The sequence below is a fragment of the Flagellimonas lutimaris genome (assembly GCF_051494225.1).
Taxonomy (GTDB): Bacteria; Bacteroidota; Bacteroidia; order Flavobacteriales; family Flavobacteriaceae; genus Flagellimonas; species Flagellimonas lutimaris_A.
In genome coordinates this window covers 252000-266950 of the sequence record NZ_JBNPYE010000003.1, presented here as the reverse complement: position 1 = coordinate 266950, position 14951 = coordinate 252000, and the positions used below count along the sequence as shown (strand labels likewise).

The 14951-nt window shown below is 39.1% G+C and carries 17 protein-coding genes and 1 tRNA gene; 8 read left to right on the top strand and 10 right to left on the bottom strand.

Annotation, left to right across the window (positions count from 1 at the left end; translation table 11 throughout):
• Positions 1 to 29: 29 nt before the first annotated feature.
• Positions 30 to 470: a hypothetical protein gene (locus ACQQ5U_RS09535; protein WP_437397049.1), complete on the top strand. Its 441-nt coding sequence runs from the start codon at positions 30 to 32 to the stop codon at positions 468 to 470.
• 130 nt (positions 471 to 600) lie between these two features.
• Here ACQQ5U_RS09535 and ACQQ5U_RS09530 read toward each other — a convergent pair whose 3' ends face one another.
• From ACQQ5U_RS09530 to ACQQ5U_RS09505, 6 genes are all read right to left on the bottom strand, one after another.
• Positions 601 to 939: a GIY-YIG nuclease family protein gene (locus tag ACQQ5U_RS09530; RefSeq protein ID WP_437397047.1), complete on the bottom strand. Its 339-nt coding sequence runs from the start codon at positions 937 to 939 to the stop codon at positions 601 to 603.
• A 1-nt stretch (position 940) separates the two neighbouring features.
• The gene (locus ACQQ5U_RS09525) at positions 941 to 1357 is read right to left on the bottom strand and encodes an ester cyclase (RefSeq protein ID WP_437397045.1); all 417 of its coding nucleotides are present in this window, start codon (positions 1355 to 1357) and stop codon (positions 941 to 943) included.
• Positions 1354 to 2070: a DUF6624 domain-containing protein gene (locus ACQQ5U_RS09520; protein WP_437397044.1), complete on the bottom strand. Its 717-nt coding sequence runs from the start codon at positions 2068 to 2070 to the stop codon at positions 1354 to 1356. The genes ACQQ5U_RS09525 and ACQQ5U_RS09520 overlap by 4 nt, the downstream gene beginning before the upstream one ends.
• Complete coding sequence (locus ACQQ5U_RS09515) at positions 2060 to 3130, bottom strand: serine hydrolase domain-containing protein (protein WP_437397042.1); 1071 nt, start codon at positions 3128 to 3130, stop codon at positions 2060 to 2062. The genes ACQQ5U_RS09520 and ACQQ5U_RS09515 overlap by 11 nt, the downstream gene beginning before the upstream one ends.
• A 1-nt stretch (position 3131) precedes the next feature.
• Positions 3132 to 3566, bottom strand: a complete 435-nt coding sequence (locus tag ACQQ5U_RS09510) for a MarR family winged helix-turn-helix transcriptional regulator (protein ID WP_437397041.1) — start codon at positions 3564 to 3566, stop codon at positions 3132 to 3134.
• 188 nt (positions 3567 to 3754) lie between these two features.
• Positions 3755 to 3828 (bottom strand) — tRNA-Arg (locus ACQQ5U_RS09505).
• A gap of 63 nt (positions 3829 to 3891) precedes the next feature.
• Between ACQQ5U_RS09505 and ACQQ5U_RS09500 the strand changes: the two genes are divergently transcribed.
• Complete coding sequence (locus ACQQ5U_RS09500) at positions 3892 to 4404, top strand: adenine phosphoribosyltransferase (protein WP_437397039.1); 513 nt, start codon at positions 3892 to 3894, stop codon at positions 4402 to 4404.
• Here ACQQ5U_RS09500 and ACQQ5U_RS09495 read toward each other — a convergent pair.
• From ACQQ5U_RS09495 to ACQQ5U_RS09485, 3 genes are all read right to left on the bottom strand, one after another.
• Positions 4395 to 4544, bottom strand: coding sequence for an SsrA-binding protein (locus tag ACQQ5U_RS09495; protein WP_437397037.1), 150 nt, complete (start codon positions 4542 to 4544; stop codon positions 4395 to 4397). The two genes, ACQQ5U_RS09500 and ACQQ5U_RS09495, sit on opposite strands and share 10 nt — an antisense overlap.
• 521 nt (positions 4545 to 5065) lie before the next feature.
• The gene (locus ACQQ5U_RS09490; protein WP_437397036.1) at positions 5066 to 6835 is read right to left on the bottom strand and encodes a M56 family metallopeptidase; all 1770 of its coding nucleotides are present in this window, start codon (positions 6833 to 6835) and stop codon (positions 5066 to 5068) included.
• Positions 6832 to 7191, bottom strand: a complete 360-nt coding sequence (locus tag ACQQ5U_RS09485; protein ID WP_437397034.1) for a BlaI/MecI/CopY family transcriptional regulator — start codon at positions 7189 to 7191, stop codon at positions 6832 to 6834. Before ACQQ5U_RS09485 ends, ACQQ5U_RS09490 begins: the two co-directional genes overlap by 4 nt.
• 151 nt (positions 7192 to 7342) lie before the next feature.
• Between ACQQ5U_RS09485 and ACQQ5U_RS09480 the strand changes: the two genes are divergently transcribed.
• The gene (locus tag ACQQ5U_RS09480; RefSeq protein ID WP_437397032.1) at positions 7343 to 8281 is read left to right on the top strand and encodes a calcium/sodium antiporter; all 939 of its coding nucleotides are present in this window, start codon (positions 7343 to 7345) and stop codon (positions 8279 to 8281) included.
• Positions 8282 to 8342: 61 nt separating this feature from the next.
• Here ACQQ5U_RS09480 and ACQQ5U_RS09475 read toward each other — a convergent pair whose 3' ends face one another.
• The gene (locus tag ACQQ5U_RS09475) at positions 8343 to 9353 is read right to left on the bottom strand and encodes a glutamine synthetase beta-grasp domain-containing protein (protein ID WP_437397030.1); all 1011 of its coding nucleotides are present in this window, start codon (positions 9351 to 9353) and stop codon (positions 8343 to 8345) included.
• 211 nt (positions 9354 to 9564) lie between these two features.
• Between ACQQ5U_RS09475 and ACQQ5U_RS09470 the strand changes: the two genes are divergently transcribed.
• From ACQQ5U_RS09470 to ACQQ5U_RS09450, 5 genes are all read left to right on the top strand, one after another.
• A complete protein-coding gene (locus tag ACQQ5U_RS09470; RefSeq protein WP_437397029.1) occupies positions 9565 to 11751 on the top strand; it encodes a glutamine synthetase III family protein in 2187 nt (728 codons plus the stop codon).
• Between the two features lie 78 nt (positions 11752 to 11829).
• Positions 11830 to 13008, top strand: a complete 1179-nt coding sequence (locus ACQQ5U_RS09465; protein ID WP_437397027.1) for an AIR synthase related protein — start codon at positions 11830 to 11832, stop codon at positions 13006 to 13008.
• Positions 13009 to 13054: 46 nt separating this feature from the next.
• Complete coding sequence (locus ACQQ5U_RS09460) at positions 13055 to 13495, top strand: ubiquinol-cytochrome c reductase iron-sulfur subunit (RefSeq protein ID WP_437397025.1); 441 nt, start codon at positions 13055 to 13057, stop codon at positions 13493 to 13495.
• A 14-nt stretch (positions 13496 to 13509) separates the two neighbouring features.
• The gene (locus ACQQ5U_RS09455) at positions 13510 to 13947 is read left to right on the top strand and encodes a thioredoxin family protein (protein WP_437397024.1); all 438 of its coding nucleotides are present in this window, start codon (positions 13510 to 13512) and stop codon (positions 13945 to 13947) included.
• A complete protein-coding gene (locus ACQQ5U_RS09450; protein WP_437397022.1) occupies positions 13944 to 14942 on the top strand; it encodes an FAD:protein FMN transferase in 999 nt (332 codons plus the stop codon). The genes ACQQ5U_RS09455 and ACQQ5U_RS09450 overlap by 4 nt, the downstream gene beginning before the upstream one ends.
• Positions 14943 to 14951: the final 9 nt, after the last annotated feature.

Sequence of the window (14951 nt, the reverse complement as noted above, 5' to 3'; positions counted from 1 at the left end):
AATTTTGCTAAAATAAAAACTAAAAGACCATGAAAATATTCCGAGCCTTTATTATTCTAAGTATTTTAACTACGTTGACCATGTCCGGCATGTATGGACAACGTAAACTTGATGAGCAAACCGTTGCCGATTTACAAAAGACTGGTCAATATGCTATTGGTGTCAGTGATGAACGTCAATTTAAAGGAGCGTTGAGCATGTACGATTTTCTTGTGGAAAATGGAGTGGAAATAGAGGATTACGAAGTTGTTGTTAAAGGTAAGGTCGTAGCTGACTTGGTCGAAGGTTCTGAATTGGAAACCTTTTTTCAAAAATATAAATCCAAAGTTCGTGTGAGTATCTGCAGTGTGGCCATGGAAAAATTAGGTGTGTCGAAGGACGAGCTGTTCGACGGATTGGAGCCAATACCAACTTGGTCAGTACGAATACTACAGCTTCAGGCCAAGGGATATAACACCTTGACGTATTAAGTTGATCATTGGATTCAAGTACAACAAAACATTTCAAAAACAAAAACCCTGCAATAATTGTTGCGGGGTTTTCTCTTAAATAAAGCAATCTCTATATGAGCTTGAACTAAACTAATCTAGCTTTAGCCCATTAATAAAGATTTTTAATTTCAAGTTCCTGAAGGACCATGTCCTGTAAAGTTTTTAATTCTAAAGTGTAGTTGACATTATTTTCCCCTTCATCGTTTTTTAATTCCGCTAAAACTTCGAAAACAAAATTTTCCGCTCCGTATTGGTTCCAGTCCTTTTGAAAATCTTTGTTTCTATGATTGCCGAACTTTAACTCCATTTGATGTCTATTCCATTTAGACTCCATATCCAGACTATTATCAATTAGAAGTTTGTTGGTGCAGATGTTTTTAACTTGAAAAACTCCCATTGGAAATTTCATTTGCTTGTACTCGTCCTTAAGTTCTTTTTTGGTCTTCATTTTAAATAAATCCTAATTGTTTCATTACTGTGGTCCTGTCGAAAATTTGGGTATGACCATTGATCAAACCATCTTTGAAGTGATAAATGGTCATCCCTCTTGTTTCGATTGCTTTATTTGTCGGTGGAATATCTCCTATGTTTCCAAGGTTTGTTCCTGTTAGAACCCATGTGGCCGCAACATGATGCTCGTCCTCGATAGTAGAGGTTATTTCAAAGTTCATGTCCGGAAATGGGCCAAATGATGCTGATTGCATTCGATGTATAAACTCGGAATGAGACAGAGTTTTTCCCTCCCAAGGATCAGTTGGGTCTAGGTGGATGGTATATTCTTTATGGAGATATTGTTCAACTTTATCTAGATTCTTTTTGTTCCAGATTTCATCCATAAATTCTCTCAGAAAGAGGTCTTTGTTCATTGTTTTTTGGTTTTTTCGCTTTCAAATGCGACGGTTCTTTTTATTTGATCTTTTAGGTTCCATACCAAAGGAACCCTTCTGTTTTTTAGAAACTGGGCCATAGGCTCCAATCCGATTTCAGCACGTCTTTTATCCACGTTTTCCGGGTCAAAAATAGGCCAAACATCAAAAGTATTTGTTTCCGGATAATACTTTATTTGTCCTCCATAAATTTGTAGCTCTCCACGATCTGTTGCGATTCGGTCCTCTGTTCGGGCCAATAACCATGGACTCAGTTGTTTGTTTTTAGTGGCTTGGCGCATTAACGGAAGGTACTTTAAGCGTGTTTCGGGACTACTGTGCTGCAAAACATTACAAATGGTTAGGTTACCTTGCTCTCCGATTTCTTCTATTCTTGGCCAGCCATTTTTTAGGATTTCTGCTATTTTTTGTTCGTTGGCGCTATGGTTCTTTTTGTATAGGGTTTGGTATTTTTTGTACTCATCGGATTCGTCACCGAAAGCATGAAATGCCGAATCTCTTTTTCTGATTGGCACTTGCTCGGTTTCCCAAATAGTATCCAAAACAGCAGCCAAATCAATTGTTGCGGAATTTTCCGATTGGGCCTGTTTTTTTGGTTCATTTTTTCTGCCACAGGCTGTTAGAACTGCAACCAGGAAAATGACGATTATAAGGCTCTCCTTTATAGATTTATTAGGTGTTTTATTGACCATTATAAATTGCTACAGCTTTTTTGGTGACCTTCATTTGGGTTTGGATGGAGTTTCTTCTTCGGTAAACACTATTTGTTTTAAAGGCCAAAACAACGTCTATATTTGGATATACGGTAATATTCTGTCCTAAGGCTCCTTGGGCAGAATAGGCATTCTTCAGTTTTGGATCGTTGGTGTTTTCTATGAGCCACCACATATAGCCATACCCTAAATCCAGTCCATCTTCCTTAAGTAGCGGCACACTTTTTTGGGCTTCCGAATATGAAGTCCGTTGTTTTATTACTTCGTGTACCCAATCTTCGGGAATTACTTGTACATCTTTCCATTTTCCATTTCGGAGCATTAATAATCCGATACGGGCCATATCCCTAGTAGAAAACCACATATGGTATGCAGGAAACTTGGAGATACTATTGTCACCACTTTTCTGTTGTAGCGTTATATCCCAATCTTGCATTTGTAAGGGTTCGGCCAATTGGGCTCCGATTTCGTCATAGATATTACTTTGGGTCTCTTGCTCAAAGATGTATCCAGCTACATTAAAATCCCAATTGTTGTAAAGCCAATGACTTCCCGGGGCAATAGAACCTCTTTCAGGAGCAAACCTTCGAAAATCACCGCCATTTGACCCTCTTAAGTATACCCCGGAACGAGCAGAGATCAAATCTTTAACGGTGGCCTTTTTTTCTTCGGGAAAGAGTTCGGTTACATCGTTAATATTTAGCTCTTCCAATGTTTTGTCTAAATCAATGGTACCATTTTCTACATATTTGCCGAACAAGATGGCAAGAATACTTTTTCTGCAGGATGCTATGTAACTGTTTTCATTAATGTTTCCATATTCAAATACAATTTGCCCCTTATGAACGAGGACCAAGCCGGTAATGTTTGTACTGTCAATAATATATCTTTCGAAATTCGACCGCTCTGCATCGGGCCAACCCATTGCTTCGGGATTTTCAGCTCTTGTCCAAGTTTCACCGGGAAAAGTTTGTGCTTTACTCTCGCAACCAGATAATAGGTAAGCCAATGAGCAGATAATCCATAGCGTTTTTCGCATTTTAACCTTTGTTTAAGTTGGATGCTATTTTATTGAGTGTATGCTTCAGTTGTGTAAGTTCTTCTTCGGATATTCCAGCAAATGCTTTTTTTCGATTTTCGACGATTATCGGAGCCAGTTTTTCCAGGACTTCCTTTCCTTTTGGTGTTAGTTCAATTTTGAATCTCCTGCGATCATCTGGATTAATGGACCGTAGAAGGAATCCTTTACGGACCATAAGGTCAATCATTCGTGTTAAGGATGCGTTGTCCTTAAAAACCAATTCAGCAATTTCATTCTGACTTAACTCAGGATGGTCGTTCAAGTACTGCAGAATCAATTTTTGATCTATAGTTATGTCATCCACTACTTTTAAAAAATTCTGCCTCGAGAACTTCCTGTATACTTTGATAGTACGTTCAATATGGTAGAAAACCGTTTTTGCAGGGATTTTCATGTCAATTATTTGATACAAATATAATTGATATGTCAAGTAAAATAATATTTCAATACAAAATTGATTTTAAACTTTCTTGGAGATTATAAAATTGCACTATTGCCAATCAAAAACAGAAGGTTTCTAAAATACAAAAACCCTTGCATGATTCATACAAGGGCTTTTATTATTTTGGCATTGCTGCCCAGTGACCGCGGCAGGATTCAAACCTGCAACCTTCTGAGCCGTAATCAGATGCGCTATTCAGTTGCGCCACGCGGCCTTATTTAAGGGCTGCAAATATATTTCTTTTTAACTTTACCACAAAACCCTAGCATATAAAAAAATGGATTTTGCACCCTACATTCGTGATATTGAGGACTTCCCCAAGCCAGGCGTTGTTTTTAAAGACATCACCCCTTTGCTAAAAGACCCAAGAGCCTTCCAAAAAGCAGGCGAGGCATTGTTGGGTTTAACCGCTAATATGAAGATTGATAAAGTTATTGGGGTGGATAGTCGGGGATTTATTTTTGCCCCCATGTTGGCCGAAAAATTGGGTGCCGGTTTTATTACCGTTCGTAAATCTGGAAAACTGCCCTTCCATACAGTTTCTGAATCCTATAATCTGGAGTATGGCAAGGGAACTCTTGAAATCCATTCGGATGCCATCGAAAAAGGGGACAAGGTTCTAATACACGATGATGTTTTGGCCACTGGAGGCACGGCGCAAGCAGTTTGTAAATTGGTAGAAAAACTGGGAGGCGAAGTGGTTCAATGCAACTTTTTGATTGAACTCACCTTTTTAAATGGTGCCGATAAAATTAATGGTTACCCCAAAGGAGTGCTTCTTCAATATTGATCCAATGCCTTTGTAGTAACAAAGTAACGCCATCCGATAATTGCTAGTTGTAATTTGGATGCCCGGGAGAGGTCCAACCCTTTTTTTGTGTATGAGGGTAGTAGGGTTTTGTTGATTTTCGCCAAAATTTTATAAAACATATAAATGTATTGGTTGTGGCAAATATAATTAAAGCAGTTTACACACTATATTGGTTTGTGTTCCTGCCATAATCCCATCTACTTTTTAAATAAAAATCAGGGTTAGGAGTTGAACAAGGAGTGCGATGAAAAATTTTACGATTGCTATCATTATTTGACTGGTTTAAAGCTTAAAAAAGCAATTATACTACTGTTATATCTTCGAATATATAATGATAAAAGTCATGGTTCCAAGTAATTAGGTGAAAACATATGTAATTGCATACGAGATTGTATTCTTATAAATAGATAGCTACTACAACTGTAAGGGGTTGCCTTGTAAAAAACATCAATATGTAATGTTATTTTATACTGAACTTAAAAAATGTTAGAATTGTAGGGGCTTTTTAGAGTCTTTTTTGAAAACCTAGGGAGGTTTCGTTTAAAAAAGGATCAATTTTGGAGTTTTCGTTTGGCGGCATAAAAAAAGAACCGCCTAAAAAGACGGTTCCATGAACTATACAAAAAATGATTTTCAGAATTTATTTATTGTTTTTGGTGGTTATCTCAACAACCCCATTTTTAGCTTTTTTTCCATATTTCTCCAAGGCTTTATCACCTTTATAAACATTGACATTTTTAATATCATTAGGAGAGATTTTTTTAATGTCTTTGGATTTGACTTTTTTACCGTCCACGATGTATAACGGTTCACCCTTACCATCGTTATCTATAAAAAAGAAACTTGCATCGTCGTCTCCAATTACTTCAATGTCTTCATCATCATCGGAATCTTTGATAATCATCACATTCGTGCTTTTCTTTACTTCCACATCCTTATCGCCATCGGAGTCTATAATTGTCATAACATGTACACCATCTTTTTTGCTCCCCCGTTTTTCAATCTTTACATGTTTATTGTTACCCTCACGTTTTACAATAAAAACACTTTCTTCTCCATCCTCGCTATCAAGTTGTATGTCCATGGTGTGAAGCTCATCTTCATCTACTTCCTCACCATTTATGGTTATTATCTTGGTTCCATCAACTTCTTTAACAATGATTTCTTTTTCATCCGAAGTGCTCCAGGTAACATCACCTTCACTCACTTTATGTAAACGAAATTTTTTGTGCTTGGCATTGCCAAAGGAAACTAAATTGGCTTCGTCATCATATAAAACCGTAATGGGACCAATAGGACCGTCGGAATTGGAATTGTAATTGCCGCTAAAGGTTTCTCCTTTGGAGTTTTTGCCGCTTAGATCAAGGGAGATTGAAATAATCTCTTTGTCATCATTTCTTACGGTGGTATAACTGAAATCGATATCATCTTTCGCCAGATCTTTTTTGATGTTCTCCAAATCAGAATCTGATGTGTTCTTATCAATGATGAGTTCAACTGTTTTATCGTCCATAACAGTTTCAATACTGTCGGAATCTTGGTACAAGTAGGATTCTTCAATATTAAAACTTACAAGGAACAATCCCAATAATGGAGCTACCATTAAGGTTTTTAGCACATTGATTTTTTTTGATTGATTTTGATTTAACATAACTATTCGTTTTTTGATTAATGAATTATAAAATGAATTGGCTAAACTATATTCTTGCTTGTCTACCGCTTGTTTGAGCATAAGATACTGGTAGGATTTTTTATTTTCCGCTCCTGCTATGGCATAACGGTCTGCCAGATATTCCAAGTTTTGTTTTATGGCATTTTTGTACAGCCACAATACCGGATTGAACCAGAAAAGAATTTTTAAAATTTCCAGTAGTAAGATATCCAACGTGTGGTATTGTCGTGCATGTACCTTTTCGTGTTCCAAAACCGTATGCAGTTCGTTGGGCTCGAAAAGTCTTGGATTATAAAATATGTAGTTGAAAAAAGAAAAGGGAGATATCCTTTTTTCGGTGACCATATGCAAAAAGGGAGTTTCTCTTCGTATATGGGCAGTCTGGGATAACTTTTTCAATGAAATCAGTCTGATGATAAATTTGACCAACAAAAACGCACATACCCCTATATATAACGTAAAAAGTATATTCTCCAGACTATAAATACTATTGTTGATGGTATTTGTGGTTGTTTGAATGGTATTTTCTCCTGTTTGAATAAGAACAGGTTTGGACACTAAAATGGTTCTTTGGATTTTAATCAATGGAAATGTAAAAGCAAGTATCAATCCGGACAAAAGGAATAATCTGTTCTCGGTAAAAAGGGTGTCTTTTTTTAAAAAGATGTGGTACACCGCTAAAAACCCTCCAGCGATAAGGGCAGATTGTAAAAAGTACATCAATATCGGTTCCATCATTTTTTCTTTTCGATTAAATCTATGATTTCCTTTAGGTCTTTAACGGATATTTTCTCTTCCTCGGCAAAATGTGATACCAAGCTTTTGAACGAATCATTATAGTAATCGGCAATAGCGGAGTTCACGTATTTCTTCCTGTATTCTTCTTTGCTCACTAAAGGGAAATAACGGTGGGTGTTTCCAAAGGCTTCATAATCCACAAACCCTTTTTCCTGTAAGTTTCTCACGATGGTGGATAAGGTGTTGTAATGTGGCTTTTCACCCCGTATTTCCTCAAGTATTTCTTTTACAAAAGCTTTTTTCAGCTCCCAGAGGATTTTCATGATTTCCTCTTCCTTATTGGTCAATTTTTGCATGATGTTCTCATTATCTGCCCAAACATAATACTAATCTTATAGTTAAACAACTATTTTTATAGTTTGTTAACTATTTTTATAGTTTTTCTTTTTAGAAGAACCTTCTTTAGTGAGTGGATCTTCCATTATCTTTGCACGAAAATTTACTTTTTTGGGAAATCTACTTTTTATTGTTTTAGGATTGATTCTTCTTATCGCAGGAGGGAATTGGTTGTTGAAGTCAGCAGTGGCTTTATCCTTACGATTATTCATCCCAAAAATTGTTATTGGTATGACCGTGGTGTCTTTTGCCACCTCGGCTCCAGAGCTTATTGTAAGTATAAAAGCGGCATTGGATGGTTTCCCAGATCTTTCTTTGGGCAATGTGGTAGGTTCCAATATTGCCAACTTGGGACTGGTTTTGGCCATTACCGTAATTATGGGCAGTATTGATGTTAGAAAGAGTTTTTATACGACCGACTGGCCAGTGATGATTGTTGCTTCCCTAATGTTCTGTGGCTTCATTTATTTTGATGGAGAACTTCAGCAATACGAAGGAATTATTCTCGTGTCGTTCCTGTTTGTCTTTCTAGTGTATTTGCTAAGGTTTCAAAAAACAGCGGTTGTGGACGAAATGCCGGAAGACGATGTTCCGTTACCATTATATAAGATTGTACTCTTCCTGGGAATCGGGGGAACTGCACTTTGGGGTGGTTCAGAATTGCTTATTGATGGTGCGGTGGGCATGGCCTCCACATTTGGGGTTAGTGACCGTGTAATCGGGATTACAATTGTATCCGTAGGAACAAGTATACCCGAGTTGGCAGCTTCCGTTATAGCTGTGCTTAAAAAGGAGAAAGCGATTTCGTTAGGAAACTTGATAGGTTCCAATATTTTCAATTTGTTGGCCGTGTTGGGGATAACCTCTATAATAACCCCTATAACCGTTATGGATGAGGGATTGTTGTCCAAAGATATCTTTTGGATGCTCGGTATATCTTTTCTTATATTTCCTTTGGTGTTCTTTCCAAAGGGATTGCGCTTAGGATGGAGAGATGGATTGGTACTTTTGGCATTTTATGCCACTTTTATTTATATGACCATAAAATAAAAACCGCCCCAAATAGCGGGACGGTTTTCATCTATAATCAACAACTAATTTATATACGTGTTTATACGTTTGCGGATTTAACCGTTTTAATAATTCTGGCCGCAACTTTGTATGGGTCTGCATTGGAAGCTGGTCTTCTATCTTCCAGCCAACCTTTCCAGCCTTTTTCAACAGTCATAATTGGAATTCTAATGGAAGCACCTCTATCCGATACTCCATAAGAAAAATCGGAAACGTGTGCTGTTTCGTGAAGTCCTGTTAAACGTTCATCATTGAATTCTCCATAAACATCAATGTGCTCATCGGTTACTGGACGGAACGCCTCACAAACTTTTTCGTAAATCTCTTTAGATCCACAAGTTCTCAATAAAGTATTGGAGAAGTTAGCGTGCATTCCAGAACCGTTCCAATCACCTTTTACAGGTTTTGGATGGAACTCGATATAATATCCGTAGCTCTCGGTCAATCTTTGCAGTAAGTAACGTGCTACCCAGATTTCATCACCTGCTTTTTTGGCGCCTTTGGCAAACAATTGGAATTCCCATTGTCCGGCGGCAACCTCTTGGTTAATACCTTCAAAGGTAAGTCCGGCGTCCAAACAAAGGTCGGCATGCTCCTCAACAAGGTCTCTTCCCCAAGTGTTTCTTCCTCCAACAGAACAATAGTAAAGACCTTGAGGTCCGGGATAACCACCAACAGGGAATCCTAATGGTAGTTGGGTTGCAGTGTCCATAATAAAGTACTCCTGCTCAAATCCAAACCAGAAGTCATCATCTGCATCATCGATGGTGGCTCTGGAATTGCTCACGTGCGGGGTTCCATCAGCATTCATTACCTCGGTCATAACCAAATAACCATTTCTTCTTGCGGGATCAGGGTAAATGGCAACAGGTTTCAATAGGCAGTCAGAGGAACCACCTTCGGCTTGTTTTGTAGATGAACCATCGAAAGACCACATTGGGCAATCTTCCAATTTACCACTAAAACCCTCTTCTATCCTAGTTTTACTCCTAACGTTGGCTGTTGGCTCATATCCATCCAACCATAGATACTCTAATTTAGATTTGCTCATAATTCTGGTAGTTAATCGTTCTCAATTTTATGATTAACAAAAATAGTTTTTTCATTTAATTATCAACGTTTTATGGGGGTAAAATCACAAACTTGTGTTTATTATTTATATTACCCCTGTTTTAAGAAGGGTTGACTGAAAAAAAAGTAATTTTTGCAGTATATTTTATTAAATTCTTAATTGTAGATTTGAAAATTAAAGATTATTAAAAATGCCGAAAACAAGATTCCAAGCCTTGGCCGAAAGCCGTAATAGGGAGCATGTCAATATCAACGAAACAGGTAAACGGTCCGACCTTTTTGGTAAGAACGTTTTTAATGAAGACAAAATGCTTCAGTTTCTTACAGAGGAAGCTCTTGATAAAGTAAAATCTGCCATTTTTCAAGGCACTAAAATAGACCGGAAAATTGCCGACCAAGTGGCCGAGGGTATGAAAGCCTGGGCGCTTTCCATGGGGGCAACCCATTATACACACTGGTTTCAGCCATTAACTGGAGCTACAGCCGAAAAACACGATGCCTTCTTTGATATTCTCCCTAACGGAAGAGCAATGGAGAAATTTGGAGGAGCACAATTAGTGCAGCAAGAGCCCGATGCTTCCAGCTTTCCTAGTGGTGGAATCAGAAACACTTTTGAAGCAAGGGGATACACGGCCTGGGATCCTACTTCTCCGGCATTTGTTTATAAAACAACACTTTGTATACCTACCATATTTGTCGCTTACACGGGAGAAGCCTTGGATAATAAAGCCCCCCTTTTAAGAGCTTTGCATGCCGTGGACCAAGCAGCAACTTCTGTAGCGCAATATTTTGATAAAAACGTAAGAAAGGTACATGCCACGCTTGGGTGGGAACAGGAATATTTTTTGATTGATAAATCATTGGCCAACTCCCGTTTGGACCTTTCCGTAACGGGACGGACATTAGTGGGGAGTTTTTCTGCCAAGGGCCAGCAATTGGATGACCATTATTTTGGTGTTATTCCACCTCGCGTTCTAGGTTTTATGAGTGAACTTGAAAGGGAATGTACCAAACTCGGTATTCCTGTGAAGACACGCCACAACGAAGTAGCGCCGAACCAATTCGAACTTGCCCCGGTTTTTGAGGAGGCCAATCTTTCCGTTGATCATAATTTGTTGTTGATGGATGTAATGGAAGAGATTGCGGATAAATATAATTTTTCGGTGCTGTTCCATGAAAAACCGTTCTCGGGAATCAACGGGTCGGGAAAACATAATAACTGGTCATTGGGTACCGATACCGGGGTGAACCTCTTGAGCCCGGGCAGTACGCCAATGAAGAATCTACAGTTTTTGACCTTCTTTGTGAACACCATCAAAGCTGTGGATACTTATGAGGAATTGTTGAGAGCTTCCATTGCTTCTGCCAGCAACGATCATCGATTGGGTGCCAATGAGGCGCCGCCCCCCATCATTTCTATTTTTATAGGACAACAATTGAGTGAGGTACTCGATGAATTGGAAGGGGTTTCCAAAGGAAAATTGTCCCCTCAGGAAAAAACAGAGCTCAAACTGAACGTGGTAGGAAAGATTCCAGAAATATTATTGGACAATACGGATAGGAACCGAACATCACCTTTTGCGTTCACAGGAAATAAATTTGAGATGAGAGGGGTTGGGGCCAAGATGAACTGTTCCAAGCCCATGACCATGCTCAATACCATTGTGGCCAAACAACTTACCGATTTTAAAAAGGAAGTCGATGCCTTGATCGACAAGAAAAGTCTAAAAAAGGACGAGGCTGTTTTCAATGTACTTCGAGAATACATCAAAACCTCGAAACGTATCCGTTTTGAAGGTGATGGTTATGGCATTGAATGGCAGGAAGAAGCAAGGAGACGAAAACTGAGCTACAATAAAAATACACCAGAAGCACTTCAAGTGATTACGTCAAAGCAAAGTTTGGAACTTTTTAAGCAGATGGACGTAATGAACGAAGTGGAACTCAAAGCCCATAAAGAGGTGGAACTGGGTGCTTATATTTTCCATATTCAGATTGAAGGACGAGTATTGGGAGAAATGGTCTACAATCATATCATTCCTGCTGCCGTAAAATATCAAAATCTATTATTGGAAAACATTCATGGATTAAAAGAGGTCTATGGAGCCGCACATAAAAAAGTGGCGGATGGACAGTTGAACATTCTGGAACAAATAGGTGAACATATCATTGAAATAAAAAAGCTTACGGATGAGATGGCGGATGCAAGAAGACGAGCCAATGGTATGTCCGTAGTGGATAAAAAGGCCCAGGCCTATTGCAATAATGTAAAGCCTTATTTTGATAAGATCAGGGAGCATTCCGATAAATTGGAAAAACTAATTGCAGACGAATTCTGGCCATTTACCAAATACAGGGAAATGTTGTTTTTTAAATAGAAAAATACCCTAAAGGAAAAGACGGAAAGCATATCAATAATTTGATGGCTTTCCGTTATTTTTGCCCAAACCATTCATATGTCGTCGGATACAAGTAAAAGATATGCCCAACGAGGTGTTTCCGCCTCCAAAGAAGATGTGCACAATGCCATTAAGAATATTGATAAAGGCCTTTTTCCCAAGGCGTTCTGCAAAATTGTTCCCGATTATTTAACAGGTAGTGAGGAACATTGTTTGGTAATGCATGCCGATGGTGCCGGAACCAAATCCTCTTTGGCATACATGTACTGGAAGGAAACCGGCGATATTTCGGTTTGGAAAGGTATAGCCCAAGATGCACTTATTATGAATGTAGATGACTTGATCTGCGTGGGCGCTACGGATAACATTATGCTATCATCAACCATTGGGCGAAACAAAAACTTGATTCCCGGTGAAGTGATCTCAGCTATAATCAATGGTACGGAGGAACTAATTTCCGATTTGGATAAACACGGTATTACAATTCGTTCTACGGGAGGTGAAACTGCCGATGTGGGTGATTTAGTGAGAACCATAATCGTGGATTCCACGGTTACTGCTCGAATGGAGCGAAAACGCGTCATCGATAATGCCAATATCAGAGCTGGAGATGTGATTGTTGGTTTGGCTTCCTTTGGGAAAGCCAGTTATGAAACTGAATACAATGGAGGTATGGGCAGTAACGGATTGACATCTGCCAGACATGATGTGTTCTCCAAATACCTCGCTGGAAAATACCCTGAAAGTTTTGATGCATCTGTTCCTGAAGAATTGGTGTATTCCGGAAACACCAAATTAACGGATGAGGTACCTGATTCGCCACTTGATGCGGGGAAATTGGTGCTGTCACCAACAAGAACTTATGCCCCTGTCATTAATAAAGTACTGGAAAAATATACCTCCAAAGAAATACACGGTATGGTACATTGTAGTGGCGGTGCGCAGACCAAAATTCTTCACTTCGTCGAAAACCTGCACATTATCAAAGACAATATGTTTCCGATTCCGCCCTTGTTCAAATTGATTCAAGAGCAATCGGGGACCGATTGGAAAGAAATGTACCAAGTCTTCAATTGTGGCCACCGCATGGAACTGTATGTTAATGAGCAAGTGGCGGATGAAATTATTGCTATTTCCAAAACTTTTGATGTGGATGCCCAGATTATTGGCGGTGTGGAACCCTCGGAAAACAAAAAACTCACCATCCAAAGTGAGTACGGTAAGTTTACCTATTAGTATACGACTTATGCCGAAATAGCGTTGTTATAATAAACCTCACGCTATGGAAAGAAAAGAGTTTTTAAGAAGTTTAGGTGCAGGAGCTGCTTTTGCCTTAACATTTCCCTGTTTACAAGGGTGCTCCAAAGATGATGTCAATGGTGATATTGTTGAAGAACCTTCTGGTGTCGACTTTATTGTTGATTTAACCACTTCCGAAGCAGCAAACCTCTCAGAAAATGGAGGGTTTATATTAAAAAACTTGGTGGTTATTGCAAGAAACTTGCAGGGCGAATATGTAGCGGCAAGCCAGGTGTGCAGTCATCAATCCTATGATCAAGTGCGTTTTGTGGATCAAAGTGGAGGAATATTTTACTGTGATGTGCATGGATCCCGATTTGACCAAGATGGAACCCCGCTCAATCAAGTGGATGGCGCAGCTGCAAAAGCACTCAAGGTTTATAATACAGAACTTAACGGTTCCATTTTACGAGTATATGAATAGTTAAATTATAGAAGATGAAGAATATTTTGACCTTTATTGTTTTATTAGTGGCAACCACAATACAGGCCCAAGAGTGGCAAGATAGTTTTGAAGGTGCCGTGACCAAAGCAAAGGAGGAAGATAAGCCCATTGTATTGGTATTTTCTGGCTCGGATTGGTGCGCTCCTTGCATCCGACTCAAAAAACATATTTTGGATAGCGAAGAATTTATGGCCTATGCTTCCGAAAATTATGTGTTGTTCAATGCAGATTTCCCCAGAAAAAAGCAAAATCAATTGCCCGAATCAAAAGCGTTGGTCAATAAAACCCTGATTGAGAAATACAACCCAAAGGGTTACTTTCCATTGGTACTGGTATTGGATAAGAACGAACATGTATTGGGTGAAACTGGTTTTGTAGCCAGGACAACTCCGGATAATTACCTTAAAAAACTGAATAGTTTCATCAAATGAAATACTTGACTGCCCTTTTTTGTAGCCTATGTTGTTTGCTGGCTCATGGGCAGACAGCTTCTGCGGACATTACCGTTCACAAGGTGCTCAAATTAATGGGCACCCGTTTCGAAATTACCGTTGTGGCTCCCAATGAAGAAATAGGGTATATCAATATAGATGAAGCTGTATCGGAAATTCAGCGTATTGAAAAAATCATCTCCTCTTGGGATGAGGAATCCGAAACGGCGCTCATCAATAGAAATGCGGGTATAAAGCCCGTAAAGGTCAGTCCGGAGCTCTTTAATTTGATAGAGCGTAGCATCAGGATTTCCGAAATTACCGATGGAGCCTTCGACATTAGCTTTGCTTCAATAGATCATATCTGGAAGTTTGACGGGAGCATGAAGATGGCACCCGACGATTCTGATATTAAAAAATCCATTGCGAAGATCGGTTACAAAAAAATTGAGTTGGATCCAGAAAACAGTACGGTTTTTTTACCGGAACGAGGCATGAAGATTGGATTTGGCGCCATAGGAAAAGGGTATGCCGCGGATAGGGCAAAGGAATTGTTGGTGTCCAAGGAAGTAAAAGGAGGTATAATCAATGCATCTGGGGATCTGACGACTTGGGGAACCAAGGTGACAGGTGAAAAATGGTTGGTGGGCATTACCAACCCACTGAACAAGAAAAAGGCTTTTGGGTGGTTGCCCATTGTGGAATCGTCGGTGGCCACCTCTGGAAACTATGAAAAATATATCGAACTGGACGGTAAAAGATATTCGCACATCATTGATCCTAGAACAGGATACCCCACAACGGGCATCAATAGTGTGACCATTTTTGCCAAACAGGCCGAGTTGTGCGATGCTTTGGCTACCTCGGTCTTTATTTTGGGGAAGGATGTGGGTCTTCACCTGATCAACCAAATTGATGGGGTAGAAGCCATTATTGTGGATTCGGAAAATAAAATCCAGAAGAGCACTGGAATAATGTTCAATACTAAAAAATAAATTTGCAAA